Here is a 24,210-nt window from a genome sequence, read left to right as displayed (position 1 = left end):
TAGGTTGATATCGAACGAATTAATACCGTTGTATCATCTACTTCATCCTGTAATTTTGTGATAAAATAAGTATGAAATATAGAATAACCTTAAATAATAATTACCCAAATAAAATGTTTGGAATGCTTTTATGTGAAGGAAATCCATTACACTATGTGTTTTTCATGAAACCTGATCCGTTAGAGCTAACTATGCGTATAGATTTTTTAGATTTTGATACAATTGAAAAGAAATGGGACTGTATTCCAACAGACAAGGTAAATATATATTTAATTAATCAAAAAGTAATAGATTTACTTCACGTGCATTATCCAAATACCTTTGAATTATTAGATGCTTCAATATATTCAAATCATGTTTTCGTTGAAACGGAATATAAACTATTACATATTTTAAATCATATAGATCAGGATAAAATTAGTTATAAAGATGGTATTTGGGTAGATCAAGATTTTAGTAAAGCTTATAAGAAACACAAACTCAAAGGTTGGGTTTTTGATCGTGAAGATGAATAAAGTTTTATAGATAATAAATCAAATGTACCGACGATTTCTCGCTTGAAATAGCTCGTAGATAGGGAGGAAATCTGAATGAGACTTATTGCTCAATCAAATAAAGCCAAGGGTATTACAAATACGCCTTGGCTTTATTAATTGTATGCGGTCTACTATCACTTAAACGCAGTATAGATGGTAATTTATAGCTCCGTCCAGTTTAATTCTTTTCTATATTTTTCCGTAAGGGAAGGGTTTGCTGATTCAATGCTTTGTACGTTGTATTCTTCTTTTAAGTAAGGTGGAATATCCTCCACAGATAAGAGTCCGAAGACTTGATTCTTATCCGCAAGGAATTTGATTGAATCTATATTTCTAAACTTTATAATAGGAAGATCCTGCTTGAGATAGGAAGCTTTATAGTAAGGGTAAATCATCTCAAAAAAAGTGGTGAAATTTTGTTGAAAATTATGCACTTCGATGAGGTCGTAAGGTCTTTGAATTAGTGCAAAGGAATTTGCAGTAGGCATGGAACCAATTGATTTAGTAATCTGCGCTAAAGTTTCTCCATTCTTTAAAATATAATCGTCATCTAACTCTTTTACGAAGGTACGTTGTGTTTCATTTAATTGACCATTATGGTAAACTTCGAGTAAAGCTTTGTGTACGTTTTGGTCTTTTGCATGTAAACCATTAAGAGTATGAATATCCACTAACTTATCTAAATTATCGGCCAACCATTTGGGATGATTTTCGATATACATCTTTTTGAACCAAGGGGCTAATTCACCAGAGATAATGGCCTGATAATAATTTTCCTGCCCAGAGAGATAGGAAACATTATAGCCATTGTGGAGCACTAGTAATTCCAAAGAGGATTGAAAGAAATCGAGATCTTTATATTGAAACATCGCCTCTAGGTTGTGATGAAGCACTTCAGGATTGTAGCTACCATCCATATCTTTTAACGCTACAATGTCTTTTTTAAGGGCTGTATATTCGGATTCATTTTGAACATATGTATTGTAAATGGTAGAGACTAATGTATCTCGTGGGGTTTGAGCGCTAGCAAAGGCTGCAAAAAATAGGGTAATGAGAGTGAATCTTATTTTCATAGTATAGTAGTAATAGGTGGGTTAGGTTTATAGTCTATCAAATAGTAGGATAATTTTTGATTTAAAAAACAAGATACTAAAAACGAATGGAAGAAGGGGAGGTGTTGTTAAACATGTAGAAGTAAAAAATAAATACAGAGCATGCTATTACACCCTAAAGGATAGCCTATAAACATCCTCTTTCTTTTTATTTACTATCTTTAATTTTTAGATAAAAAAGTAATAGCATGCGTAGAACTTTATTTGTGTTAGTTGTTTGGATAACAGGTGTACTACAGGCACAAACCATTGACAATAAAATCAGACTATCCATTTCGCCTTCCGTCATACATACAGCGGAGAACAAAGCCATCATAGAACAGTTAACACGATTTCTTCAAACAAAAAATCAAGATCCCTATACTAATGCCTATTGGAATAAGGATGACTTCAAACGATTTGTTTCGCCTTATCGATCCATAGTCGGGATTGAGCAAGGGAGATTAGGTTCTCATTTCTATCAACCTGCGTTGATGGAGTTACTCTCGACAGATGATCCTACCAAACAAATAGCCAAAATCGCTTATATTGGACACAATACTGAAACCAAGGAGAATTCTCTGCGCCTTATCTACAATATTGTGGTGAATATAACGCAAGATAAAATCTATTTTAGTTCTTATACTGATTTGGCTACCTCTTCTTGGCAAAAATATACACAAGGAGCTATAACTTATGTCATATCTCCTGGTAAAAAGCTTAATGTGAAAGAGGTAGAGTCCCAAGTGAACGATATAGAGCGATTAACTTCTTTTTTTAATACAGAACAAATCCCAATAACTTATTATTCTTGCGTAGAGGCAAAGGAGCTTTTTAACATAAAAGGATTTGATTACCATGCTGATATGTATCTTTCTAAACACGGAGGACTTGCTGAGGAAGGAGGGATTGTCTATTCGGCTAATAATGCGGAAACTTACACCCATGAAGTCACTCATATCTATATGCAAAAATTGTTTCCCTTTTTGCCAACTATTCTCGATGAGGGCCTGGCTACTTATTTCGGAGGGAGTGGTTTTTATGATTACCAATGGCATAAAACAGCGTTAAAGAACTATATGGCAAACCATACAATCGACTATGCTTATTATCTCGATAGACCATATGAGCGATTTTATATCAACGATGAAACACCGGTGCCTTATCTCACAGGAGCACTTATTTGCGAATATGCAATAAAACAAGTAGGCCAAGAGAAGTTTGTTGAGGATTTGCACCAAATCAATCAAGAAATGGATATTTGGGAAATTATTCATCTTTGGGGATTAACCAAAGCAAACATCAATGATGAACTAAATCAAACATTATTATAACGAATAAAGCCAAGGGGATCACAAAATACGCCTTGGCTTTAATAATTTTATGTGGTCTACTATCACTTAAACGAAGTATAAATGGTAATCTATAGTTCTGTCCAGTTTAATTCTTTTCGGTATTTTTCCGTGAGGGTAGGATCGGCTAATTCAATACTTTGTACATTGTATTCTTCTTTTAAGTAAGGGGGAATATCCTCTACAGATAAGAGTCCGAAGACTTGATTCTTATCCGCAAGGAATTTGATTGAATCTATATTTCTAAACTTGATAATAGGAAGATCCTGCTTGAGATAAGAAGCTTTATAGTAAGGATAAATCATCTCAAAATAAGTAGTGAAATTTTGCTGGAAATTATGCACTTCGATAAAGTCATAAGGTCTTTGAATTAGCGCAAAGGAATTTGCAGTAGGCATAGAACCAATTGACTCCGAAATGTTGAATAAAGTTTTAGCATTCTCCATATAGTTAAACCTAAACAAAGCGCGTATTAATTCACGCTGTTTTTCGTCTATTTCTGAAGAATTGTAAACATCCATTAATGCTTTTGTCATGACTTGATCCTTTTGATGTAGGGAGTTTAACGTGTGAATATCCACTAACTTATCTAGATTATGGGCTAACCATTTCGGATGATTTTCGATATACATCTTTTTGAACCAAGGGGCTAATTCACCAGAGATAATGGCCTGATAATAATTTTCTTGCCCAGAGAGATAGGAAACATTATAGCCATTGTGGAGCACTATTAACTCCAAAGAGGATTGAAAGAAATCAAGATCTTTATATTGAAACATCGCTTCTAGGTTGTGATGAAGCACTTCAGGATTGTAGCTACCATCCATATCTTTTAGCGCTAGAATGTCTTTTTTAAGGGCTGTATATTCGGATACATTTTGAACATATGTATTGTAAATAGTAGATACTAAGGTATCTCGAGGGGTTTGAGCGCTAGCAAAGGCTGCAAAAAATAGGCTAATAAGAGTGAATCTTATTTTCATAGGATATTAGTAATTAGGTGGGTTAGGTTTATAGTATCTCAAATATTAGGATAAATTTTGATTAAAAAAACAATACTAGACTAAAAATGAATGGAAGCAGGGGAGTTGTTGTTAGGTGTTTACTGTATGAAGATAAGCACCAAAGCCAAGGGATACTCCAATATCCCTTGGCTTTGGTGTAATTATTTAATAATCAAACCTTCAGTTTAACGCTCAAATCGAAGTTCTGGAATGCGAATAGAAGTAATATTATCAGATGAATGCAATAAATAGTAATATTTATTGCATTGTATTCAAAATACGATAAACTACTTCCTTGTTAACTCCCAATTTTCCACGCCAAGCTGAAAGAGGAAAATTGACTTCTGTTCGGTGATTTGGTGCTTCTTGATGGAGTTGTTTCTCCCAAGAAAGTAATTGATGGTAGGGCGTAAAACCATTGAGCATACTGTAATCCTCAACGAGCTTATTGCGTAAAATACCCAAAGCAGCTAAAATACGCAACAACCAAGTTCGGGAGGTATTGTTGCTATTTGGGAGTATCTTTGCTTTAGAAATTCGGTTTAATAGATCTGTAGGTGTTTCATTTTCATTGGCTTGCTCGATACAGGCTATAAGATTTTTAAATACCTCTATATCATTTTTATTCGCTTTAATTGGGGCTAAGGTTGAGATTTCTCTTAAATCTAAAAGGATTTCTGTATAACCACCAATACGACAATAGCCGATGTATAAATCATGGCTGTTCTTTCCATCATTCTCCCAGTTTTCTTTGGGCAATCCACATATTTTACAAGGACTTCGAAAAGTGTCTTCTTCAAAAGGTTCGAAAATATGATCGGGTAGATGCTTGGCGTAGGCATAACTAATGATGGGCTGTAAGCCGCGGTGAAGTCCAGTGCCAATAGCCTTGATAAATAAATGATAGATTTTGTGTTCTAATCCTTCTTGATTGACGATTGTTCTTAAATCCTGTACAACTTGATTGTGCTGGTAATGTTCAATTTGATTGATTGAATACCCACTAGTAGTCAATAAAGAAAGATCTTTTTCTTTTATATTATTGGGTTGTAGTTGATAGGTATAGAACTTTTTATCACTATCATAAGCTACTGTATTTTGATGTAAATAAACTTTAGATAGAATCTTGGTTAGTTTTGGATCGATCATGATAGTTGGATTGTACTAGAATAGTGCTAAGGTATTTAAAATTTGTGGAGTAGAGTTAAAAACGGAACGTGTTTCAAAAGATTCTACTTTAGTGTATGTTGATATTTTTCTCTTTGAAAACGGTTATAATCGTCAATGATGATTCCATTAGCTGTTTTAAAATAGATCGAATCCGAATCTGTTTTCTTTAGCACAGAGTCGCCAATTGTTAGTTGATCAAATAAGGTTCTTTGAATTCTTAATTCAGGACCGTTATGTAGGTAGATTGTGTTGGCTTTGGTAGGATTTTTGTCTAATTTATCTTGTACGGTTGCTTTAAAAGCTGTTTGTCTAAAGATTAAATATTCTTTTTTGATATAATAATCTGTAGAGACAAACCAGATCAATATACCAAAAATAACAGCAAAAATGCTAAGTATTATAACTCGCGGTGATTGAAAGTAAACATTTTTCATTTTCTATTAACCCTATCAAAGTTTGTTTAGTTTATTTTGATGACTGGGGATATTTTTAAATTCTCATTGTTTGGTTTGGTATACACATCTTTCTCTTTTTCTAGATAGATAATAGAAGTGGTTTCACTTTGAGATACCACATTTTTTACCTTCATCTTATGGAGAAAAAATTGTTCAAACGAGGTGTTTTTATTTATTGTGATTTGTCTTAAATCATAACATTCAAATAATTGCAGACTTTTTAGATTGACAAGAGGTTCTATGTTGAGTTTTTTCATTGGATTTCCTTGAATATACAAAGAAGTTAAATGAGGGAAAGAGGTTGTAAATCTCAGTCCTTTTAATTGATTCCTGAAAGCATAAAGACCTTTTAAATTAGGCATGTTTTCCAAGATTAATCGTGGACCTAGTTGGTTGTCTCCAATGAAGATTTCCTCTATGACTTCATTGCCATTTAAGACACTCATATCCGAAATTCGATTGCTGTTTACATACAGTATTCGTAGGTTTTTAAAGTGTTTAAGATCATCAAGAAACTCAATGTTTTTATCAGAAAGTTTTAATTCTTCTAGGTGCTCAATCTCCTTCAATTCAATTTGAGCGTTGTTGTTTGTGTCAAAACCTAAATCAAGTAACGCTTTGTGAAAATTAGGATCTTTGAACGTTATGCTTTGAGCGCAAACACTAGACAAGGCTAGTAAGAAGGAGAATGTAATTATTTTCTTGATTATCGTTGGTCAGGTTTAATTGTAATAGAATTCGTCTGTTGCTAATGTAGTAAATAATTAAGATAACTATAAGAGGATACAAAACAAATGTACTGACGATTTCTCACCTAGAATAGCTAGTAGTTAGGGGAGGGAGTCTAAGGAGGACTTATTCCTAAATTAAAAAAACCGAGTGTACTAGAATATACACCTTGGTTTTAGTTTAATATGATTTGGAGTAAGGACATAGGCAATAAATCACATCCTAGTATTCATAGGAGTTCATCGTCTATTTATATGTTTTTACACCACACTTTTTTCAAAGGACTTCAAAGGAAAATCAACTGAAAAAGTTTAACAGTTTTATTGGAGGAAATAGGGGGGTTTGGTAGATATTGATGTTTAAAATAGGTTATTGATTAAATCCTGTGAATATATTCTAGGCAATTCAGTTCTACTTATTTCTTTATAAGTTTGCATGATATGTTTTATACCTTTTATGATAAAAATACCTTTGCTTCTTGAAAGGAAAGCATATTCAAAATGATCTGTTCATTGGGAATAGTTTCAGAAACTCCATTTAATTCAGCTAGTGCTTTGTTAGCTGCTATTCCTTTTTTCAACACTTTATTAGTTTATAAGTCAGTAGCTATAGGTAATGCAGGAAGTATATAATTAGTCATACTATCTGTTGTGCATTTAGATTACTATAAAATTAGGGTAAAGGAATGAGATAGTAGCTTTTAATTGATTAAAAATTAATTCGATCGCATAGTAAACAGCTTCTCTTTCTATAATTCAATAATCAGACCTTTATAATACTCGTGATTACTCAATAAGTACAGCACTTTTTTATTGGGTATGTATTTTTGAATCCACTCGACTCCCTTGCTACTCAAATGCGTATCTCCAGCTAATCTCTATACCTTTTCAGGTATAAAAAATACGTAAAAAAACAAAATGATACTCCTTCGTATATAGTTTCGTTTTGATGTGTTATACCCGATAGGTGGTGTTTTTGTGGGTAGAAAAAGGAAAAGAGAAGTACGGATATTTAGAGCGCAGCTCGACTTATAAAGAAGTTTTCTGTTCTCGAAACTAGTCATTTTGAAAATATTGTTGAGCTGTCGTTCTAATAGTCGTTATATTTAATTTTTGTATTATTGTATGACCTTGTAAAGTGAAATCATTAGACTACTATGGACTACAAGAAACCTCTTAAATATGCATCTTATTCAACCTTTTATACCTGGATAGCGATATTCATCTTCTTGTATTTTTTTTATAGGGTTGAGCTACCCCATACACTAGCCAATCCCATGTATTGTATTCCGTTACTTAGTACGTTTATAAGTGGTTTTTTTCTTTTTAATCGAATAAAAGAACCTTTTTTGCTGGGCATTATTCACTATTTATTTGCTCATCTTTTGGTGCTTTATTTGTTCTCTATTTACGCCTTTATTGAAAATTTTGATCAGTATGGGTTTGCCAAAACAAATTTTACGATGTCTGTTGTAGAAGGATTTAAAGTTGTTTTTTACAGTTTAGCTGGACTTGAAATTGTTTTGCCTTTTTTTATTTTTGGTGGGTATTGGTGTAAAAAAAAGATCAAATAACATCAATAATGAAAGTAGTATCCCTGCGAAAAGGAGTATAGACGAAGATGAAGAAGGATACGAGCCAATTCCAGAACTTGTCACTTATTTTAAAGTGTTACCAGCGCATAAAAAATGGGCGAGTTTAGTTACCGAAATCAATCAAGACGGAGGAAATGAAATTTATAGGACTATTTCTCCTTTTTGGGATGGTGAAGATGATGCTTTTACAATTGAATCATTTTCTGATGTCGATCAGTTTCCTCATTTAAATAAAATGACGTTGTTCTCAACTGATGAAGCTATAGTAAAAGCCTTAGAAGACAAGGGAATAGCTTCCATAGTCAGCTACTTTTAGAAGCAGACTACAGTTAACTAGTCAAGAATGCATATCAAGTGTAATTTAGGGTAGTACTTGGCCTATTTGGAATGCTGTCAGAACTTTTAGATCATACCACGTATTTCGAATAAAACAAACTACTAGATTTTCGAATATAATTAGTAGAGGAAGTTACGTATAAAAAGGTAACTTTGAAACAGAACGAAACGGCAAATGACAAGGAGTCAACATAATAAAAATAAGACAAAACGATGAAAACAACGGAAGACTTAGCCTTACAGCTATTTACCACTAGATTAATGACGAGTGAGGAAGAAGTGGAACAATTTGAAGAAGCCTTAGCCCTCTTGTATCAACAAGAAAAAATAGAGCATCTCCCGTTATTTCTAAGCGTATTAGATGATCGAACAGAACAGGAAGAAGTCATGTATGGCGTACTCCATGCAATCGAATCTTATGCAAGCACTTTAGGGTTTTCCAAGTATATTGAGCTTATTTTAGCCGCTATGGATTCGTTTCAGGAACAGGCTGAAGAATGGAAAGAACTGATTTTTCTTCGAATGATCAATAGCGAGGCGTGTTTTGATGATTTATTGCGCCTTGTTAGCCAACAACATAAGGAGGAACTAAAGGAGGAATTACGACTTATTTTCTTGCGAATTATACAAAGAAATGAAGTTAAATTTGGTTCATCCTGTCGCTTGCTGTTAAGTGCATTAGATCATTCAAACTAAGTTTTTTCTTATAAAAGTATACATGGCTAACCTTGAATTTTTTGATTCCCAAGTAAGGCGTATTTGGAGGATAACTTTAGTGGTGATTATCTACCTCAATACCTCACAACAGGAGAGTTCGTTGTTTTTGGTCACGTGAAGGGTGAGCAGAATAACAGCGTAATTGTAGGAGAAGAAAAGGAGGAAGCTGCGGTTAATGACGAAGGGTTTTACGTACTAAAACTGAAGAAAAAGGAGCGTCAGGAAATTCGCTTATGCTTGAAAAGAGCAGGAGAAACTGTTGATTGTAAAACAATACCCATGGATGACAAGGACTGGGAAGAAGTTGATTTTTAGCTATCATCAAACGATCTTTATCCAAATCGTGTAAAAGGATTATAAAGTCTTTGACCCGAACAAAGTGAACTGGCGTAAGCAATATATCGAAATCTGGTTTACTAAAAAACGCAGACACTTCTACTTAAACTACCAGACAATCAATGAGTGTAATCAAATAATAAATATTGATAAAGCTGCTTAGCTAATCGTCTGTATTTCATTAGGATATCCAAGGCCAAAAGGCATTCCACTTTCGCTTAAAAAAGTTAAAATAGCGTTCTTTTTCTTTAGGTGATAAAATTCAACTGCATTGTTCGTTTATTTAACATTACAGTTAATTACATTTGAAATATAGAAAAAGTAAGGCGATTATAGAAGGTCAAACAAGAAAGAGTGAGGATAGCTTATTTCTTGTAGAAAGTATAAGATCCAGGTGAAATAGAAGAAAATGAAGCGGTTATTTGCATCTTTAAGTTTGCCGATAGGCATTTTTTTTCTCCTTCTTCTCGCTCTGTTTTCAAAAGGCAAAGAAGGGGGAAATAAACGCAGTGTAGAAAGGAAAAACCAACCTAAAAAAGAGGTTGAAAAAGACGCTCGCTCAATTGGAAGAGCGGATAAAGGTCAACCGTTGCTAAAGAACCCCAAACCCTATAACACGGCTGTGTTTATCCAACAATTGTGGAGGTGGGACAGTTTGGTTCATCAAGGGCAACAGGCTAAAAATACACCTAAAGAGGAAGCCTCAGCAAAGCCAAAGGGGCCTTTGAACTTCTAGCCCAAGGCTAGGCCTCGGTCTCATCGAAAAAAAAGATAAAAAGCCTATCCCACGGCTTTAATAAAATGAATTGCGTCTCCCAAAACAATCTTTTATTGAGCTGTGGAATAGGGTAAAGAAACTGTACGCTTGCGCAACATCTAAGGCAAATGACGTATGTAAAGTGAAAGTGTTGTTTCTACTGACTCATAAAGACCTCTATGCTATTTCTAGTTTGTGATTTATAATAAAAAGCAAGCGAGATCGGTAGTGTATACATTTTTTGGCCATGTGGGTTGAGATCAGTGTGTCGATTATATTTTTTTTAAGGTTGAACAATCCATTTTGATGGTTAGATTATGATTGTTTGCCGTTTGCTTTTCCCACTCAAAACATAGGTTTGGAGTGGGAGTAAGCAAAACACAAATGAGCTATACAACCGCTCGATTCTTGAATCGCCTATGCAACGATGAAGTTAAGCCAATAAGTGAAACAGCAGTAGATGTGCATATCTGCTATCTTTCCTATTGTTACCTGGTTAAGGGTAGTGTACTATAAATAGACGACGCAAAAGTTGGCTATATAACTAGACTAATCTTCTTTGATTAGTGCTATTGTAATGACCCAAAGGGAGACATAGGTCAAGATATATGGTAATCACAATAGTGGATACTGTGATTGGATTGCAGTGGATAGTTCAGTTTGTTCGCTGAACTATCACTTACTATGCCTCAACATAGAAAAACAGTTTACTACTACTTTTCTTTGGAATAAAACAAGAAAGGTTTTATTTTTAGCATGCGAATTCTATTAAACAAAACACAATGCTTTACCCCGTGGTTTAGTCACGGTTCATTCCATTTTTTATTGAGACCAATAAGGGAGTGACTCCCTTACTCAACAGTAAAAAAGAAATGTGCATCTCTTTTTTACCCTTACAAAAACAAGTTAACAAAACACAGGAAGTAAAGCCATTGCTTAATTAAAATGCATTTGATCAACAACCACAAATTCATCTCAATCGTTGGTCTATTTTTCGTCTAAGGATTGTAGCGTATAGTTGACTAGAATAGATATGAAAGAGATTCCTTACCACTTATCAAGGTGAGAATCTTGTGTTTGATATATCAAAGATAAAAAAAGAATTTAAAAGTGCGTGCTATCGAACGCATTTTTTTTAAAAATTAACTCATTTGGGATATGGAGAATATTAGTGTTAAAATATGCGTTTTTATCTATAAAGAATGGATGCTAAAGGAAAAATCTCAGCGCACTTTTGCAAAAAAGTATTTAATTGATGAGAGCGTAGCTCGAAAAATGAAAAAAGTAGCCTTGAGCCAAGGAACGCTATCCTACGATATTCCCCTGTCGACCATTCAGCAAATTTGTACGGCTACCTCTATTTCTTTTGTTGATTTTTTTCGCCTTATTGAGGCTTACGACCCGCATGAACTATAAGGATCTGATAGGAGGTAGGGGATAGATATTCCTTCTGCTTCTTATCAAGGTATACCCGCCTAGCAATACAAAAAAAAGCCTTCTACTGAAGGCTTTTTTGTTAGTTCTTTCTAAGGTAAGTAACCGTAACAGGTAGATTATCACCTCTCATGGCAATGTCGTATACAACCGTTAATTTTGCGTCTGTCGTACGAACGATGGTTCTCGGTGTATGTCTAGGATCACCGCTGTTAAACGTAATCACTTGATCTTTGATCACCCCTTGAACAGCTGGTTGATCTACTCCTTTTTTCGTAGTTTCAACTAGTGTTGCCTTGTCTTCTGTTAAAATCATAATGTCTTGGGTAATGGCATCATCCCCCCCTGGCATATCCTTAAACTTATGCTTCATCGTAGGCCCATTTGGAATCGTGTACGATAAACTATCCGTTACCCAAGTGCCTTCATAATCACTCTTTTTGCGGATTACATTATCATCACTTGAACAACTAGCGATAGCAAACGGAAGTGCTAAAAAAGCGCAAATAGCTACTAATTTTTTCATTTTGTCGAGTTATAAATTTATTTTTTGTTGGATTAAAAGCCCTTTACACTTTGGTTGTAAAGGTCGTCTTTTTGTTCTGTTGTCAAATCGCGCTTGTACTCAAACAAAGCCGATTCCCAATCGCCATAACCTGTATTGGGTAAAATAATGAATTTTTTGCCAAACAAAGCTTGGTTATTTTTTACATTTTGCAAGCGCTCTTCTTGTGTTTTCTTGTCAAATGCCGTAGAGAAATCAGATAGATTATCACCTAATAGCAACACAATTTCATGCGTTTCGCTTAATTTTTGACGTCTTGTTTCTTTGCTAGATTCTGTTGTGCGTACAATGAGGTGTTGCTCATCGGCAAAAGGGTAGTTGTATCGCTTTAAGTTTTTCAACGTACCTGCTTTGTCATTTTGGGTGCGATTGGTGATGTAGTAAACCTCAATTCCCTTTGATGCGGCGTAGTTGAAAAACGCCAAACTGCCTAATAGGGGTAAAGCTTCTCCTTTTGAGGTCCATTCATTCCAGGTTTCTTCGCTAAATATTTTGCCCTGACGCGCCATTTCCACAGCATAAGGGGAGTTGTCTAAAAAGGTTTCGTCTATATCGGTAACAATGGCTAGCGGCTTGTCTGTAGGTTGTGCTAAGCGCTCATCAAGGCGCAAGGTAGCAATATTAAAGGCCTGGGCTGCTAATGCTTGATACTCCGCTGCATTTTGTTGGAAAACCGCAGCGTATAATTTTCCGTTTACTTCGATTTGATGTAACGGGCTGTTTGTTGAAGTAACTTGACTTGATGGAATTGTTTTACACGAGGCTATAACAAGTAGTCCTGCAAGAAGAAAAGTTCTTTTTAACATAATCTAGTTTTACTATTTATTAAGATACAAAAATACAACATAAAATTAGATTAGCCGCTCTTCTATAAAAGAAGGTCAAAACCAACAAAAAAAAACCTTTCAAACGAAGTGAAAGGTTTTTTTCTGCTGGGTTTATTCTTTGTATTCCGCTGCCTTTTCGTCAAATAAATCGTCGACAGACCAGTAGCGTTCTCCTGTGTCATAATTAAAGGTAAGGATGGTTGCGCCTTCCTCAATTTGCGGTAGTTGCTTTGCAATGGCAGCTAGAGAGGTTCCCGTTGAGATTCCTGCTAAAATTCCCTCTTCTTTAGCAATGCGATTCGTATAGTCAAACGCCTCCTCTTTGTCAATGGTAATAACTCCATCAAAAATAGCCGTGTTAACTACCTTGGGTACAAAACCTGCACCAATGCCCTGCAAAGGGTGAGGACCTGGTTGTCCGCCACTCAAAACAGGGGAGTTCTTCGGCTCTACGGCATACACTTTTAGGTGGGGAAACTTTTCTTTCAATACTTCGGCAACACCCGTAATATGTCCCCCTGTACCTACACCGGTGATCAAATAATCAATCCCCTCTGGAAAGTCATTGATGATTTCCATGGCCGTTGTTTTGCGGTGGATCTCCGGATTAGAGTGATTGTTGAACTGTTGGGGCACCCATGCATTGTCCATCTGCTCTGCCAATTCCGTCGCCTTAGCAACCGAACCTGCGGTTCCTAATTCCCTTGGCGTAAGAACGAATTTAGCCCCATATGCCGCCATCAATTTTCGCCTTTCAATACTCATAGATTCTGGCATAACCAAAATTAATTGGTAGCCTTTTACAGCACATACCATCGCTAATCCAACACCTGTATTCCCAGACGTAGGCTCTATAATGGTTGTGTTTTTATTGATGATGCCTTGGGCCTCCGCATCTTCAATCATCGCCAAGGCAATGCGATCTTTTAAGCTTCCGCCTGGATTTTGCTTTTCTAATTTGATCCATACCTTATGCGTAGCGGGAAAGAGTTTGTTGATCTTTACATGAGGCGTACGTCCGATTGTTTCTAAAATTGTCGTTGCTTTCATATTCGTTTTTTTTGGCTGTTATATAATAAAATTGATAGGTTCTGGATAGTTTTCCGTGAATTTTGAATAGACTTTACTCTTGCTGTAAATGATAGAGTGGGGGGCTACGCTTTTGGTTAACCACACATTTCCTCCAATCACGGAATCGTGACCGATAATCGTGTCTCCACCCAAAACAGTTGCTCCGGAATAAATCACAACATTGTCCTCAATATAAGGATGACGACGCGTATTCGCCTTGTCTTTTGATACAGAAATAGCGCCTAAAGTTACGCCTTGGTATATCTTTACATTGGTGCCAATGATACAGGTTTCACCAATTACGATACCTGTTCCGTGGTCAATGCAAAAATGCGAACCAATGCTCGCCGCAGGGTGAATGTCTATACCCGTTTTGTTGTGGGCATATTCCGTCCAAATACGCGGTAATAGGCGCACCTGCTGCTGCTGTAATTGATGGGCAAAGCGATAAATAGCAATCGCATAAAATCCCGGATAGGCAATGTGAACCTCTTGTAAACAAGTAGCTGCAGGGTCATTTTCTAATATGGCCGTCGCATCTGTATTTAACAAAGCGTAAATCGAGGGTAGTGCATCAAAAAAATCACCAGCAATCTGAAGCGATCGCTCTTCGTTATTGTTAATGCTAAACAGAATGGAAACCAATTCATTCTTTAGCGTATTGAGCCTGATATTAATCGCCTGCTCGGAGTGATAACGCTTGTCTTCTAATTGAAACAAAAAGTGAAAAAGCGTATCGGTGAAGTTTTCCATCCTCTTTTTATCTAAAAAAGCAGTGGTACTTTCGTTTTTATATACTAATTCTTGAATAAAATTCATGTCGATTTAGATGCTTATAGTTAAGAAATGATTGATCTCGTGTTTGTTTTGTTGGGTTAATTTCGCCGCCTTTCTCGGCCTTTCGCGCTCTCCCCATTGCGCCAGTGCCTCTAGTACGGGGAGCAAAGACCGACCCTTCTCACTCAATTTATACTCAATAAGTACTGGTGTTTCCGTAATGATGCGCTCTATGAGGTGTAGTTGCTCTAACGCCTTTAGTTCACTGGTCAGCATTTTACTGCCAATTTTAGGTAGCTGTTGTTGCAAGGTAGAATAACGAGCGCGATCTTGTTGAAAGAGCACCGTTAAAAGCGGAATACGCCATTTTCCGTTAATGCTGTTTAGCGTATGTTGAATGTTTTCCAAATGTATAAGGGTAGACATCTTTGGTTTCTTTAATGAAAGTTACTTCCTTTTGGGAAAGCTAATGTAATAAAAAGCATAGAACGCACAAATAGCTTAACGTTATTTTAGTATATATTTCTACTAAATGTGACAAAATATAGATTTATTAGTAGTATAAATATACTCATTGAGAATAAAGGGTATCTTTTTGGGATAATAATTGTTAAAAAAGAAGGGGAAGCTAGAGCGATTCACTAAATTAATCAGTATCTTTGGTTTAAGAAAGTGTGAGAGCTAGGTTCTAGTTCTCATAAAGAATGAATAGTTCTTTGTGTGTTTGTTTTGAAATAGATTTATTTTAAGATTTCTTTTGAGCGGCTACTTGTAAGGAATTTGGTTTTGTTGTTTTGTTGTTCTATTTCAAATGGGAAAGTAACAGATACAAAGATACTATGATACCAGAGAGTGCCCTTCTAAAGGCACTCTCTATTATTTTACTACCTCATAAAAAAGGTAAGTATTCGAACTTCTTCGTATGTACTGTAAGTCATACAACCTTATAACCTTTACGAATCGCGCAGAAGCACTTTATTATTTAGTCCCCAACCGTTGCTTTTGCGTTTGATCGTATGGGAATCCCCACTACCTTTTTGTCTTAGTCTTCTGCTAGTGCTTCTGCCTAATTGATCGACAGTGATTTTAGATTGTTTCTATAGGCTTCTAAAATATCCGATTTCAGGATATAGCCCACGTATTGCTGATCTTGTTGTACCAATAAAAAATCCGCTTTTTTCAAGTCAAACAGCTGAACCATATGCTTGGTACTATCGGCATAAGACACCGTGATTGCTTCTTCAATCAGGTCGGAAAGGGGGGTATATTTGGTCTGAAACGAACTAAATACAACGGGACGAACGTGATTGAGGTTAATCACTCCTACTAGGGTTTGATCCTCCTTAATTACCGGAATAAACTCCTGTTGGGTTTGAGTAAAAATGGTCACAGCATCCTGAGTGGTCTGTGTGGATTTTAGTAAGTGGATGTCGTTGCGAATAAAGTCGTGTACATTAATGGTCGATAAAATATTGGAATCCTTGTCTGAGGTGAAAACCATGCCTGTTTCGGCAATGGATTTAATGTCCATGGAATATTTCTCCATGTTTTTGGCAATGGCAAAGCTAATGGATGACACAATGAGCAGGGGAACCATTAGTCCGTATCCTCCTGTTATTTCTGCAATTAAGAAAATTCCCGTCAGCGGTGCGTGAAACAATCCACTGATCACCCCTGCCATACCGACAACGGTAAAATTGTGAATGGGAATATCTTTTACTCCAAGGAGAGAGAAGAATTTGGCCAAGGTAAAGCCGAGGTAGGAACCCACAAAGAGGGAAGGGGCAAAATTACCTCCATTACCACCACTTCCCATGGTTAATCCCACGGCAAAGGTTTTTACTAAAGCTGCACCGGCTACGAAGAGCAATAATACCCATTCATTGGTTGAAAAATTTCGCAACAGTGTATTGTTGAGGATGGTTTCTGGGTGATCTCCAGCGAGTATTTTGATGCTTTCGTATCCTTCTCCAAATAGGGTGGGGAATAGAAAGATTAAAACGGCTAACATCGTTGCCCCAATCAAGGCCCGTTTATAGACGTGATTGGTAAATTTGGAGATATAGGCTTCTGTTCGTCTAAACATACGGGCGTGATAAACACAGAAAAAACCTGCCAATATTCCCAACACCACGTAATAACCCGTATTGAAGGTGTCGAAAACGAGTTGTTTTTTGAAGGAAAGTAAGATATCTTCTTTGATAATGAGGTCCGTAACAATGGTTCCCGTTGCGGAAGCAATCATAATCGGAATAAAAGCAGAAACAGTAATATCTGCTAAGACAATTTCAATGGCGAAGAGCACACCGGCAATGGGTGCATTAAAAGCCGCAGATATACCCGCGGCAACCCCACAGCCTAGGAGTAGAATGCGGTCTTTATAGCTGAGCTTGTAGTTTTGTGCAAAATTAGACCCAAAGGCAGCCCCAGTAATAGCAATGGGAGATTCTAATCCCAATGATCCTCCCATACCTACCGTTAAGGAACTGGTAACGATTTGGGAGTACATCTGCTTTTTGGGCATGATTCCCGAGCGCTTGGCAACGGCAATCATAATTTGGTATGTCCCTTTTTCAATGCTGCCATTTAAAAATTTGCGCACCACAAATACCGTGAGTAAAATCCCAATAATGGGCAATATACTATTGGTATAGGGCAAATGAGAAATGTTGTCAATATAGGTGGCAAATTGGAAAACCGCATGGGCAAAGGACTTCAATACCGTTACGGCAAGGGCACTGGACGCACCTACCAAAACACAAGATAAATACAAAAATTGGCGGTCTGAAAGGACCGACTTTAAAAAAAATAAAATACCTTCTGCATACCGAAAGGTTTGCTTAAAATAGAACGCAATACGTTTTTTACTCCAAATTTTCATCTTGCAAAAATAGCCTAAATAGTCATACAAATAGGGGTGGTTTTAAATATTTTTTATGCTAAAAAGCGGTTAAATAGCAGTAAAACGTGGTGAATCTTGAATGAATGAAACATGGGCTTCTAATTCTTTGAAAAATCGAATAAAGTCTGCCTCCATGATGTCGTAGTACAAAAGGAGTTCTGTCGTAGCCCTGGACATCTTCGAAACCCCCTTAGTCCTGCGGTCCATTTGTTGAAGGATATACCCCAAACCATCGACGGTTTCATAACAAGTAAACCAATTCTCCCGAATCATAATCGGCAAGAAATTTTGAACTTTAGCGGGTAAAAGAGCAACGTTATCTTCTAATAGCGCATAAAACCTAGCCGCGTACTCCTCAAGGGGAACCTCGTGATAATCCAACCAATTCTTGGCGAGAAAATGATCGTAATACATATCAATGATAACAGCAGCATAGTGGTTGTAGGTCGGAACGAGCAGTTTCTTATTCTGACGCCAAATGGCATGCGTATCGGTAAAGGTATCTATTTCGCGATGCAAGAGTATGCCGTGTTGAATGCCCTTTGGATAGTCTACGTACTGTTTGCCCCGAACGCTATCTGCTATGAAATTGCCAATCGCTTTCTCCTGATCCGCCCCCGATAAGTATACATGTGCTAAAAAATTCATTTTTGTGCTTTACCTTCAAATTTACGCTTTTTTAGTTTAGTATTTCAAAGTATAAGCAATTGAATTGTTTTATATTTGTTGTAGAAGAATTAAAAAAACAAACTATGACATTGATCAAATCAATTTCTGGGATAAGAGGTACGATTGGAGGAAAAGTAGGATTTAATCTAACACCAGTAGATGCTGTCAAATTCGCTTCGGCTTATGGGACATTCATTAAAAACCAAGCAGCAAAAGAACAAGTAAAAGTAGTAATTGGACGCGATGCTCGTATATCAGGGCCTATGATCCATAACTTAGTGGTTTACACTTTGGTAGGGTTAGGTATTGATGTCGTTGACTTAGGATTGTCGACCACTCCAACTGTAGAAATTGCCGTTCCTATGGAACAAGCAGACGGGGGAATCATTTTAACAGCTTCTCATAATCCAAAACAGTGGAATGCCTTAAAATTACTCAACGCAAAAGGGGAGTTTTTAAGTGGCGCTGAAGGGGAAGAAATCTTAGAAATAGCAGAAAAAGACGCTTTTATTTTTGCGGAAGTGGACCGTTTAGGAACGATTACCCCTAAATCAGACTATATGGATATTCACATTGAGGAAATTTTAAAACTAAAATTAGTCGATGTAGAAGCAATTAAGAAACGCCAGTTTAAGGTTGTTGTCGATGGTGTAAACTCCTCAGGGGGTGTGATTATACCCGCTTTATTGAGAAAATTAGGTGTAGAAGTAGTGGAACTGTATTGTGATCCAACGGGGCATTTTCCACACAACCCAGAGCCGCTAAAGGAACACCTACACGATATTTGCGCTTTAGTAAAAGAAGAAAAAGCAGATTTAGGTATTGTCGTGGATCCCGATGTAGATCGCTTGGCGTTTATCTCAAATGACGGTGAAATGTTCGGGGAAGAATATACCTTGGTTGCCGTAGCGGATTACGTATTGAGTAAAACTCCAGGTAATACCGTTTCTAATTTGTCGTCTTCTCGTGCCTTGAGAGATGTAACCCTAAATAGAGGAGGAAACTATCAAGCAGCAGCAGTAGGTGAGGTGAATGTCGTAGAACTGATGAAAGCAACAAATGCTGTAATTGGCGGTGAAGGAAATGGAGGAATTATTTATCCTGAAATTCACTATGGACGCGATGCCTTAGTTGGAGTAGCGCTCTTCTTAACTCATTTAGCGAATCAAACGCTTACGGTGGCAGAATTGAGAGCAACCTATCCGCAGTACTATATGAGCAAAAATAAAATCGAATTGACACCTAAACTAAATGTCGATATGATTTTAGAACTAATTGCTGAAAACTATAAAAATCAAGAGGTTACCACTATCGATGGGGTGAAAATAGACTTTCCAACGAGTTGGGTACATCTGAGAAAATCAAATACAGAACCGATTATTCGCATCTATACGGAAGCTCCTACTCAAGAAGAAGCTGACGGCTTAGCCGCTCGTATGATGGAAGAATTGCGCGTGATTGCTGGAATTTAACTGTAGATTGGTGAATGGTGGTAAGTGGTAAGTGGTAAGAGGTAAGAGGTAAGTAGTAAGAGGTAAGTAGTAAGAGGTAAGTAGTAAGAGGTAAGTAGTAAGAGGTAAGTAGTAAGAGGTAAGAGGTAAGTGGTAAGAGGTAAGTGGTACACCACTCACTATTCACTACTCACCATTCACTACTCACTACTCACCACTCACCATTCACTACTCACTACTCACTATTCACTACTCACTACTCACCATTCACTACTCACTACTCACCACTCACCATTCACTACTCACCATTCACTACTCACCACTCACTATTCACTATTCACCATTCACCATTCACCATTCACTATTCACTACTCACCACTCACCATTCACTACTCACCATTCACCACTCACTAATTAACAATTGCTGCCGAAATCGGCGTATTACTGTGCACAACAATATACGTAGAAATGGCATAGTAGGCTTTGTTTTCTGGATTATTGGCCGTCCATGGTTCTAGTACATAGTTGAATTTCACGGTTTTGTTCTTTACATCACCGGATAGCTGATTGATATAAGGAGTAACCACCATGCCTGGACACCAACCTGCGCGATCTGGTTTCCAGTTTCCTGGTGCTTGATTGTTGATTGGGTTATCTGCACATCCAATCGGCCCCATATAATGTTCGAAAGCATTGGTGCCATCCAGTTGTATGTGATGGGTTCTATAACACCACTCTGCACAAGCTCTTCCTCCTGCATCATAGGGTGTCGCATGTCCCCAACCTGAAATGGTCGTTCTAAAATAAGCTAAATCCACGTTTTTAGGAAACGCAATTTCTCTCGATAGGTCTGTCGTTGTCGCCGTTCCATAAGGAACTCCATCTATAGACGATTGGTTGTATTGGTATAAAGGGGTTACTGCACTGTATTTGTAAGCTGTCTTTCCATAGATGAAATCAAAATCAACGCTGTATACACGTCCCTTAGCTAACCATGTTTCTGTATATATCTTTATTTCTGCATCTCCTGTTAATAGGGACTTGAAATCTGTAACATCAAATTCCCATCCTCTTTCCAATTTTTCCGATCCAACCCAATATGGCGTTATAAAACGACCAATTTCGTACCACTCATTCGTGGATTTGTTCTTTACATAGATATTGGCAAAGCGATCCCATTCATCACATTCTTTATTCGGACATGGATTTTGTACGTACATTTTAATCGTTTTTACTTTTTCAATATCCGTAGGAAAACTAAATGTTCCCTCTGCGCTTTGGGATAAACCATCGCCAAAACCTACTTTGACATCTTTAAAGGTTTTGAAATTGAAGGTTCCTTCTTTGATTGTTTCTTCTTCCTCTCCAGGCTCTACAGTTCTGTTGTTGTCCTCTACTATTGGATCCTCGCTATCGTCTGAAGAACAAGCTGTAAATCCTAAAAGTAAGCCGCAGATTAAAAAATAAGGGGCTAAAAATCGTTTGCTCATTGTGTTTTTTTTAAATGTTATAGAAATGTGAATATAGTTAAAAAAAAGTAAAAACAACAAAGTGAGACAGCTATTATTTAAGGAGACAAAATGTTTCTTGCACAGGGAGGACGACCTATGTATTTTTTTTATAAATTTAAGGGTACGTTTAAATTACTTCTTTATGGCAGCTGACCCAAAACGCTTGATTCCCAATTCTATTTTAATACAAATAGGATTTTTACTTTTAATCTGTTTTGTCTTTTATCTCTTAGCGAGTAACTTGGTGTTCTTTCTCCCCGGTTTTTTGGGAGCCTTGTGCTTATTTGTCTTGCTATTGTCACCCTATCGATGGATGACGCAAAAAAAAGGCTGGAACCAAAGCTTGTCTATTGTGGTTTTGATGTTGGGCAGCAGTTTACTCGTGCTAGCTCCTTTGTATCTATTAGTGCAAACCCTAACCAAAAAAGTACTTGTCGTCCTGCAAGACAAAGACAAGATTCAAGAGGGGATTGAATCTACGGTTCGCAGCCTAAGAGAGAATTACAACATTGATATTTTTAACGAAAATACAATTAGCAAAGCAACTGAAATTGGAACAGAGGCTTTTCAGACTATCGTCAATACGTCAGTGAATAGCGTTGTCGAAATTGCAGTCGCCTACTTAATGCTGTACTTTTTGCTGAAAGAATACAAACTGATACAACATTGGGTAACTGAATACCTGCCGATGAAGGCGAGCAATATAGACGAAATGAAGGTGGATATGAAGCGCCTGGTGGTTTCTAATAGTGTGGGAGTGCCGTTAACGGCTATTATTCAGGGAATTGTAGCTTTTGTTGGCTATTTGATATTCGGAGTAGAAGACGCCTTTGTGTTTTTCATCCTTACTGCTTTTGCCTCTTTACTACCCGTTGTCGGGGCAGCGATTATATACATTCCCTTGGTATTGATGATGTTGGCCAACGGACAGCAAGGAAGTGCCATTGGCTTGGGCATCTACTGCCTTGTGGTTGTGGGGACTTCAGATAATTTAATCCGATTTTTACTACAAAAGAAAATGGCTGATGTCCATCCGTTAATTACCATCTTTGGCGTCGTTGTCGGAGTGAATATTTTCGGATTTATCGGTATTATTTTTGGTCCTATCTTGTTTTCTTTGTTCATGTGGCTGATTAAAATTTACTACCGAGAATTTGTAGGAATAGATTCGGTTAAAATAATTGAAAAATAGAATATCATGCAGCTTATTTATATTCATGGTTACGGTTCAAATAAGGAATCAAGAAAGTATATATTGTTAGAAAAGCAATTCATTACCTATCAAGCGAGTTGTTTAGAATGGACACCTGATACTGATTTCAATACCTGGCTGAATCAAGGACAGCAAACAGTTGGACCAGAAGAACCGCTACTTCTTATCGGTGATTCAACAGGGGCTAATTTTGCGTATCAATGGAAGGAAAAACGCAAGGCACTCGGCCTTCAAACTATTCTTGTTTTGTTGAGCCCTTTGTTGAACTATGAACATCGACTGAACAAAGCGTTAGTCTTTACAGCCAATTTGAAAAATAGCTTACTTGATATTTCCGCTCCAGAAGATGCCTTTCTTCTGATTGGAAAGCAAGATGAAACCTTAAACTTACAGGTGTTAAATCCGTATCAATGCATCAATAGTGAGGTAATGTATATAGAGGATTCCCATCGCTTACCTTTATTTGAGCAATATGTACCACTTATTGCAGATTATGTAGAACGACAACGACTGATTTTAACCAAATAAAAAGCAGAAACGATTGGATTGAACTATCTTTGTTTTTGCAATCAAATGAAACAGCGAGACTATGAGTGGAAATACCTTTGGCAAATACTTTAGCTTAACAACCTTTGGGGAATCCCATGGAGAGGCATTAGGAGGCATCATCGATGGATGTCCTTCGGGTGTGGTTTTGGATATGCAAGCTATTCAACAGGAAATGGATAGGCGAAAACCCGGACAATCTACCTTGGTAACCCAACGCAAAGAAGCCGATGAAGTGAAGTTTTTATCGGGTATTTTTGAAGGAAAAACAACGGGTACGCCTATTGGTTTCACTCTAGCCAATACTAATTCAAAATCGCAAGACTACGATCATATCAAAGCGGCCTATCGACCTAGTCATGCCGATTATGTGTACGATAAGAAGTATGAGATTCGCGACTATAGAGGAGGGGGGAGAAGTTCCGCTCGAGAAACTGCATGTCGCGTGGTGGGTGGTGCAATTGCCAAACAGATCTTAGGACGAGTAAAGATTACCGCCTATGTGTCAGCAGTAGGGGATATTCGCGTGGAAAAACCATATACAGCTCTAGATTTTCAAGCGATTGAGTCCAATGCTGTGCGCTGCCCAGACCCACAAGTTGCACAAGCTATGGAGGAGTTAATCCGACAAGTAAAGAAGGAAGGCGATTCTATTGGAGGTGTCATTAGCTGCGTTGTTCAACAGGTACCCGTTGGATTAGGTGCGCCTGTATTTGATAAATTAGACGCTCTTTTAGCTCAAGCTATGTTGAGTATTAATGCTGTAAAAGGAGTGGAGTTCGGCAGTGGATTTGCAGGTACTACAACTAGAGGAAGTCAACACAACGATTTGATTTTGCCAGATGGAACCACACAAACCAATCACGCAGGGGGGATTGTCGGCGGTATTAGCAATGGAATGGATATCTACTTTAACGTCGCCTTTAAACCAACGGCAACTATTATGAAAGACCAACAATCCATCAACGCCAAGCACGAAGTTGTAACCGTTCAAGGAAGAGGACGCCACGACGCCTGTGTGTTGCCAAGAGCCGTGCCTATTGTTGAAGCGATGACGGCCTTAACCCTTTTGGACTTAGTAATCGAACAATACGGCAAAGCCGGATGGAAAAACTTTCAGAAGTTGTAATTTGTGAGGTTTGTGCTTTGCTCTTCGTGAGGTTTGCT

The 24,210-nt window shown here is 37.2% G+C and carries 25 protein-coding genes; 11 read left to right on the top strand and 14 right to left on the bottom strand.

Going from position 1 to position 24,210, the window contains the following annotated elements; all coding sequences use genetic code 11:
- Nucleotides 1–71 precede the first annotated feature (71 nt).
- Nucleotides 72–515 (top strand): hypothetical protein, encoded by a 444-nt coding sequence (locus HX062_RS12795; RefSeq protein WP_286467690.1) that lies wholly within the window; start codon nucleotides 72–74, stop codon nucleotides 513–515.
- 182 nt (nucleotides 516–697) lie between these two features.
- Here HX062_RS12795 and HX062_RS12790 read toward each other — a convergent pair whose 3' ends face one another.
- A complete protein-coding gene (locus HX062_RS12790; RefSeq protein ID WP_286467689.1) occupies nucleotides 698–1,609 on the bottom strand; it encodes a hypothetical protein in 912 nt (303 codons plus the stop codon).
- 227 nt (nucleotides 1,610–1,836) lie between these two features.
- Here HX062_RS12790 and HX062_RS12785 point away from each other — a divergent pair, with 227 nt between their 5' ends.
- Nucleotides 1,837–2,961 (top strand): hypothetical protein, encoded by a 1,125-nt coding sequence (locus HX062_RS12785; protein WP_286467688.1) that lies wholly within the window; start codon nucleotides 1,837–1,839, stop codon nucleotides 2,959–2,961.
- 89 nt (nucleotides 2,962–3,050) lie between these two features.
- Here HX062_RS12785 and HX062_RS12780 read toward each other — a convergent pair whose 3' ends face one another.
- The 5 genes from HX062_RS12780 to HX062_RS12760 form a co-directional block, all read right to left on the bottom strand.
- The gene (locus HX062_RS12780) at nucleotides 3,051–3,962 is read right to left on the bottom strand and encodes a hypothetical protein (RefSeq protein ID WP_286467687.1); all 912 of its coding nucleotides are present in this window, start codon (nucleotides 3,960–3,962) and stop codon (nucleotides 3,051–3,053) included.
- A 279-nt stretch (nucleotides 3,963–4,241) separates the two neighbouring features.
- Complete coding sequence (locus HX062_RS12775; protein WP_286467686.1) at nucleotides 4,242–5,132, bottom strand: hypothetical protein; 891 nt, start codon at nucleotides 5,130–5,132, stop codon at nucleotides 4,242–4,244.
- A gap of 83 nt (nucleotides 5,133–5,215) precedes the next feature.
- Complete coding sequence (locus tag HX062_RS12770; protein WP_182626647.1) at nucleotides 5,216–5,587, bottom strand: hypothetical protein; 372 nt, start codon at nucleotides 5,585–5,587, stop codon at nucleotides 5,216–5,218.
- 26 nt (nucleotides 5,588–5,613) lie between these two features.
- Nucleotides 5,614–6,279 carry a leucine-rich repeat domain-containing protein gene (locus tag HX062_RS12765; protein WP_286467685.1) on the bottom strand — a complete coding sequence of 222 codons (666 nt, stop codon included), beginning with the start codon at nucleotides 6,277–6,279 and terminating at the stop codon, nucleotides 5,614–5,616.
- A 512-nt stretch (nucleotides 6,280–6,791) separates the two neighbouring features.
- Nucleotides 6,792–6,917, bottom strand: coding sequence for a Fic/DOC family N-terminal domain-containing protein (locus HX062_RS12760; protein WP_286467684.1), 126 nt, complete (start codon nucleotides 6,915–6,917; stop codon nucleotides 6,792–6,794).
- A 931-nt stretch (nucleotides 6,918–7,848) separates the two neighbouring features.
- Here HX062_RS12760 and HX062_RS12755 point away from each other — a divergent pair.
- The 5 genes from HX062_RS12755 (at nucleotide 7,849) to HX062_RS12735 (ending at nucleotide 11,493) form a co-directional block, all read left to right on the top strand.
- Nucleotides 7,849–8,247 (top strand): DUF6892 domain-containing protein, encoded by a 399-nt coding sequence (locus tag HX062_RS12755; RefSeq protein WP_286467683.1) that lies wholly within the window; start codon nucleotides 7,849–7,851, stop codon nucleotides 8,245–8,247.
- Nucleotides 8,248–8,480: 233 nt separating this feature from the next.
- Complete coding sequence (locus HX062_RS12750; protein WP_286467682.1) at nucleotides 8,481–8,963, top strand: Imm30 family immunity protein; 483 nt, start codon at nucleotides 8,481–8,483, stop codon at nucleotides 8,961–8,963.
- Between the two features lie 63 nt (nucleotides 8,964–9,026).
- Complete coding sequence (locus tag HX062_RS12745) at nucleotides 9,027–9,299, top strand: hypothetical protein (protein ID WP_286467681.1); 273 nt, start codon at nucleotides 9,027–9,029, stop codon at nucleotides 9,297–9,299.
- A gap of 430 nt (nucleotides 9,300–9,729) precedes the next feature.
- The gene (locus HX062_RS12740; protein WP_286467680.1) at nucleotides 9,730–10,056 is read left to right on the top strand and encodes a hypothetical protein; all 327 of its coding nucleotides are present in this window, start codon (nucleotides 9,730–9,732) and stop codon (nucleotides 10,054–10,056) included.
- A 1,179-nt stretch (nucleotides 10,057–11,235) separates the two neighbouring features.
- On the top strand, nucleotides 11,236–11,493 hold the full coding sequence (locus tag HX062_RS12735) for a transcriptional regulator (RefSeq protein WP_182626641.1): 258 nt from the start codon (nucleotides 11,236–11,238) through the stop codon (nucleotides 11,491–11,493).
- Between the two features lie 100 nt (nucleotides 11,494–11,593).
- Here HX062_RS12735 and HX062_RS12730 read toward each other — a convergent pair whose 3' ends face one another.
- The 7 genes from HX062_RS12730 to HX062_RS12700 form a co-directional block, all read right to left on the bottom strand.
- Complete coding sequence (locus tag HX062_RS12730) at nucleotides 11,594–12,037, bottom strand: hypothetical protein (RefSeq protein WP_286467678.1); 444 nt, start codon at nucleotides 12,035–12,037, stop codon at nucleotides 11,594–11,596.
- A gap of 32 nt (nucleotides 12,038–12,069) precedes the next feature.
- Nucleotides 12,070–12,882, bottom strand: a complete 813-nt coding sequence (locus HX062_RS12725; protein ID WP_182626639.1) for a 5'-nucleotidase, lipoprotein e(P4) family — start codon at nucleotides 12,880–12,882, stop codon at nucleotides 12,070–12,072.
- Nucleotides 12,883–13,014: 132 nt separating this feature from the next.
- Complete coding sequence (cysK, locus tag HX062_RS12720; protein WP_286467676.1) at nucleotides 13,015–13,953, bottom strand: cysteine synthase A; 939 nt, start codon at nucleotides 13,951–13,953, stop codon at nucleotides 13,015–13,017.
- 18 nt (nucleotides 13,954–13,971) lie between these two features.
- Nucleotides 13,972–14,793 carry a serine O-acetyltransferase gene (locus HX062_RS12715; protein ID WP_220497659.1) on the bottom strand — a complete coding sequence of 274 codons (822 nt, stop codon included), beginning with the start codon at nucleotides 14,791–14,793 and terminating at the stop codon, nucleotides 13,972–13,974.
- A 6-nt stretch (nucleotides 14,794–14,799) separates the two neighbouring features.
- Complete coding sequence (locus HX062_RS12710) at nucleotides 14,800–15,177, bottom strand: winged helix-turn-helix transcriptional regulator (RefSeq protein ID WP_182626637.1); 378 nt, start codon at nucleotides 15,175–15,177, stop codon at nucleotides 14,800–14,802.
- Between the two features lie 640 nt (nucleotides 15,178–15,817).
- Nucleotides 15,818–17,632, bottom strand: coding sequence for a chloride channel protein (locus tag HX062_RS12705; RefSeq protein WP_182626636.1), 1,815 nt, complete (start codon nucleotides 17,630–17,632; stop codon nucleotides 15,818–15,820).
- Nucleotides 17,633–17,701: 69 nt separating this feature from the next.
- Complete coding sequence (locus HX062_RS12700; RefSeq protein WP_286467675.1) at nucleotides 17,702–18,301, bottom strand: acyl carrier protein phosphodiesterase; 600 nt, start codon at nucleotides 18,299–18,301, stop codon at nucleotides 17,702–17,704.
- A 104-nt stretch (nucleotides 18,302–18,405) separates the two neighbouring features.
- Between HX062_RS12700 and glmM the strand changes: the two genes are divergently transcribed.
- A complete protein-coding gene (gene glmM, locus HX062_RS12695; protein WP_182626634.1) occupies nucleotides 18,406–19,794 on the top strand; it encodes a phosphoglucosamine mutase in 1,389 nt (462 codons plus the stop codon).
- Between the two features lie 389 nt (nucleotides 19,795–20,183).
- Here the strand turns inward: glmM and HX062_RS12690 are convergent, their stop codons facing one another.
- Complete coding sequence (locus HX062_RS12690) at nucleotides 20,184–21,263, bottom strand: peptide-N-glycosidase F-related protein (protein WP_286467674.1); 1,080 nt, start codon at nucleotides 21,261–21,263, stop codon at nucleotides 20,184–20,186.
- A 163-nt stretch (nucleotides 21,264–21,426) separates the two neighbouring features.
- On the opposite strand from HX062_RS12690, the gene HX062_RS12685 reads away from it, so the two are divergent.
- The 3 genes from HX062_RS12685 (at nucleotide 21,427) to aroC (ending at nucleotide 24,172) form a co-directional block, all read left to right on the top strand.
- Nucleotides 21,427–22,476: an AI-2E family transporter gene (locus tag HX062_RS12685; protein ID WP_182626632.1), complete on the top strand. Its 1,050-nt coding sequence runs from the start codon at nucleotides 21,427–21,429 to the stop codon at nucleotides 22,474–22,476.
- A gap of 6 nt (nucleotides 22,477–22,482) precedes the next feature.
- A complete protein-coding gene (locus HX062_RS12680; RefSeq protein ID WP_286467673.1) occupies nucleotides 22,483–23,025 on the top strand; it encodes a hypothetical protein in 543 nt (180 codons plus the stop codon).
- A 61-nt stretch (nucleotides 23,026–23,086) separates the two neighbouring features.
- On the top strand, nucleotides 23,087–24,172 hold the full coding sequence (aroC, locus tag HX062_RS12675) for a chorismate synthase (RefSeq protein WP_286467672.1): 1,086 nt from the start codon (nucleotides 23,087–23,089) through the stop codon (nucleotides 24,170–24,172).
- The last annotated feature ends 38 nt before the right edge of the window (nucleotides 24,173–24,210 follow it).

Origin of the sequence: Myroides sp. DF42-4-2 (assembly GCF_030326445.1) — a bacterium.
GTDB lineage: Bacteria > Bacteroidota > Bacteroidia > Flavobacteriales > Flavobacteriaceae > Flavobacterium.
Note: the sequence above shows the minus strand (reverse complement) of the source record. Positions and strands in the feature narration are given on the sequence as shown.

Bases quoted from the DNA above. Each gene is read 5' to 3' on its own strand.
- HX062_RS12795 (WP_286467690.1), top strand. From the start codon at position 72: ATGAAATATAGAATAACCTTAAATAATAATTACCCAAATAAAATGTTT.
- HX062_RS12790 (WP_286467689.1), bottom strand. From the start codon at position 1,609: ATGAAAATAAGATTCACTCTCATTACCCTATTTTTTGCAGCCTTTGCT.
- HX062_RS12785 (WP_286467688.1), top strand. From the start codon at position 1,837: ATGCGTAGAACTTTATTTGTGTTAGTTGTTTGGATAACAGGTGTACTA.
- HX062_RS12780 (WP_286467687.1), bottom strand. From the start codon at position 3,962: ATGAAAATAAGATTCACTCTTATTAGCCTATTTTTTGCAGCCTTTGCT.
- HX062_RS12775 (WP_286467686.1), bottom strand. From the start codon at position 5,132: ATGATCGATCCAAAACTAACCAAGATTCTATCTAAAGTTTATTTACAT.
- HX062_RS12770 (WP_182626647.1), bottom strand. From the start codon at position 5,587: ATGAAAAATGTTTACTTTCAATCACCGCGAGTTATAATACTTAGCATT.
- HX062_RS12750 (WP_286467682.1), top strand. From the start codon at position 8,481: ATGAAAACAACGGAAGACTTAGCCTTACAGCTATTTACCACTAGATTA.
- HX062_RS12740 (WP_286467680.1), top strand. From the start codon at position 9,730: ATGAAGCGGTTATTTGCATCTTTAAGTTTGCCGATAGGCATTTTTTTT.
- HX062_RS12735 (WP_182626641.1), top strand. From the start codon at position 11,236: ATGGAGAATATTAGTGTTAAAATATGCGTTTTTATCTATAAAGAATGG.
- HX062_RS12730 (WP_286467678.1), bottom strand. From the start codon at position 12,037: ATGAAAAAATTAGTAGCTATTTGCGCTTTTTTAGCACTTCCGTTTGCT.
- HX062_RS12725 (WP_182626639.1), bottom strand. From the start codon at position 12,882: ATGTTAAAAAGAACTTTTCTTCTTGCAGGACTACTTGTTATAGCCTCG.
- cysK (WP_286467676.1), bottom strand. From the start codon at position 13,953: ATGAAAGCAACGACAATTTTAGAAACAATCGGACGTACGCCTCATGTA.
- HX062_RS12715 (WP_220497659.1), bottom strand. From the start codon at position 14,793: ATGAATTTTATTCAAGAATTAGTATATAAAAACGAAAGTACCACTGCT.
- HX062_RS12710 (WP_182626637.1), bottom strand. From the start codon at position 15,177: ATGTCTACCCTTATACATTTGGAAAACATTCAACATACGCTAAACAGC.
- HX062_RS12705 (WP_182626636.1), bottom strand. From the start codon at position 17,632: ATGAAAATTTGGAGTAAAAAACGTATTGCGTTCTATTTTAAGCAAACC.
- HX062_RS12700 (WP_286467675.1), bottom strand. From the start codon at position 18,301: ATGAATTTTTTAGCACATGTATACTTATCGGGGGCGGATCAGGAGAAA.
- glmM (WP_182626634.1), top strand. From the start codon at position 18,406: ATGACATTGATCAAATCAATTTCTGGGATAAGAGGTACGATTGGAGGA.
- HX062_RS12690 (WP_286467674.1), bottom strand. From the start codon at position 21,263: ATGAGCAAACGATTTTTAGCCCCTTATTTTTTAATCTGCGGCTTACTT.
- HX062_RS12685 (WP_182626632.1), top strand. From the start codon at position 21,427: ATGGCAGCTGACCCAAAACGCTTGATTCCCAATTCTATTTTAATACAA.
- HX062_RS12680 (WP_286467673.1), top strand. From the start codon at position 22,483: ATGCAGCTTATTTATATTCATGGTTACGGTTCAAATAAGGAATCAAGA.
- aroC (WP_286467672.1), top strand. From the start codon at position 23,087: ATGAGTGGAAATACCTTTGGCAAATACTTTAGCTTAACAACCTTTGGG.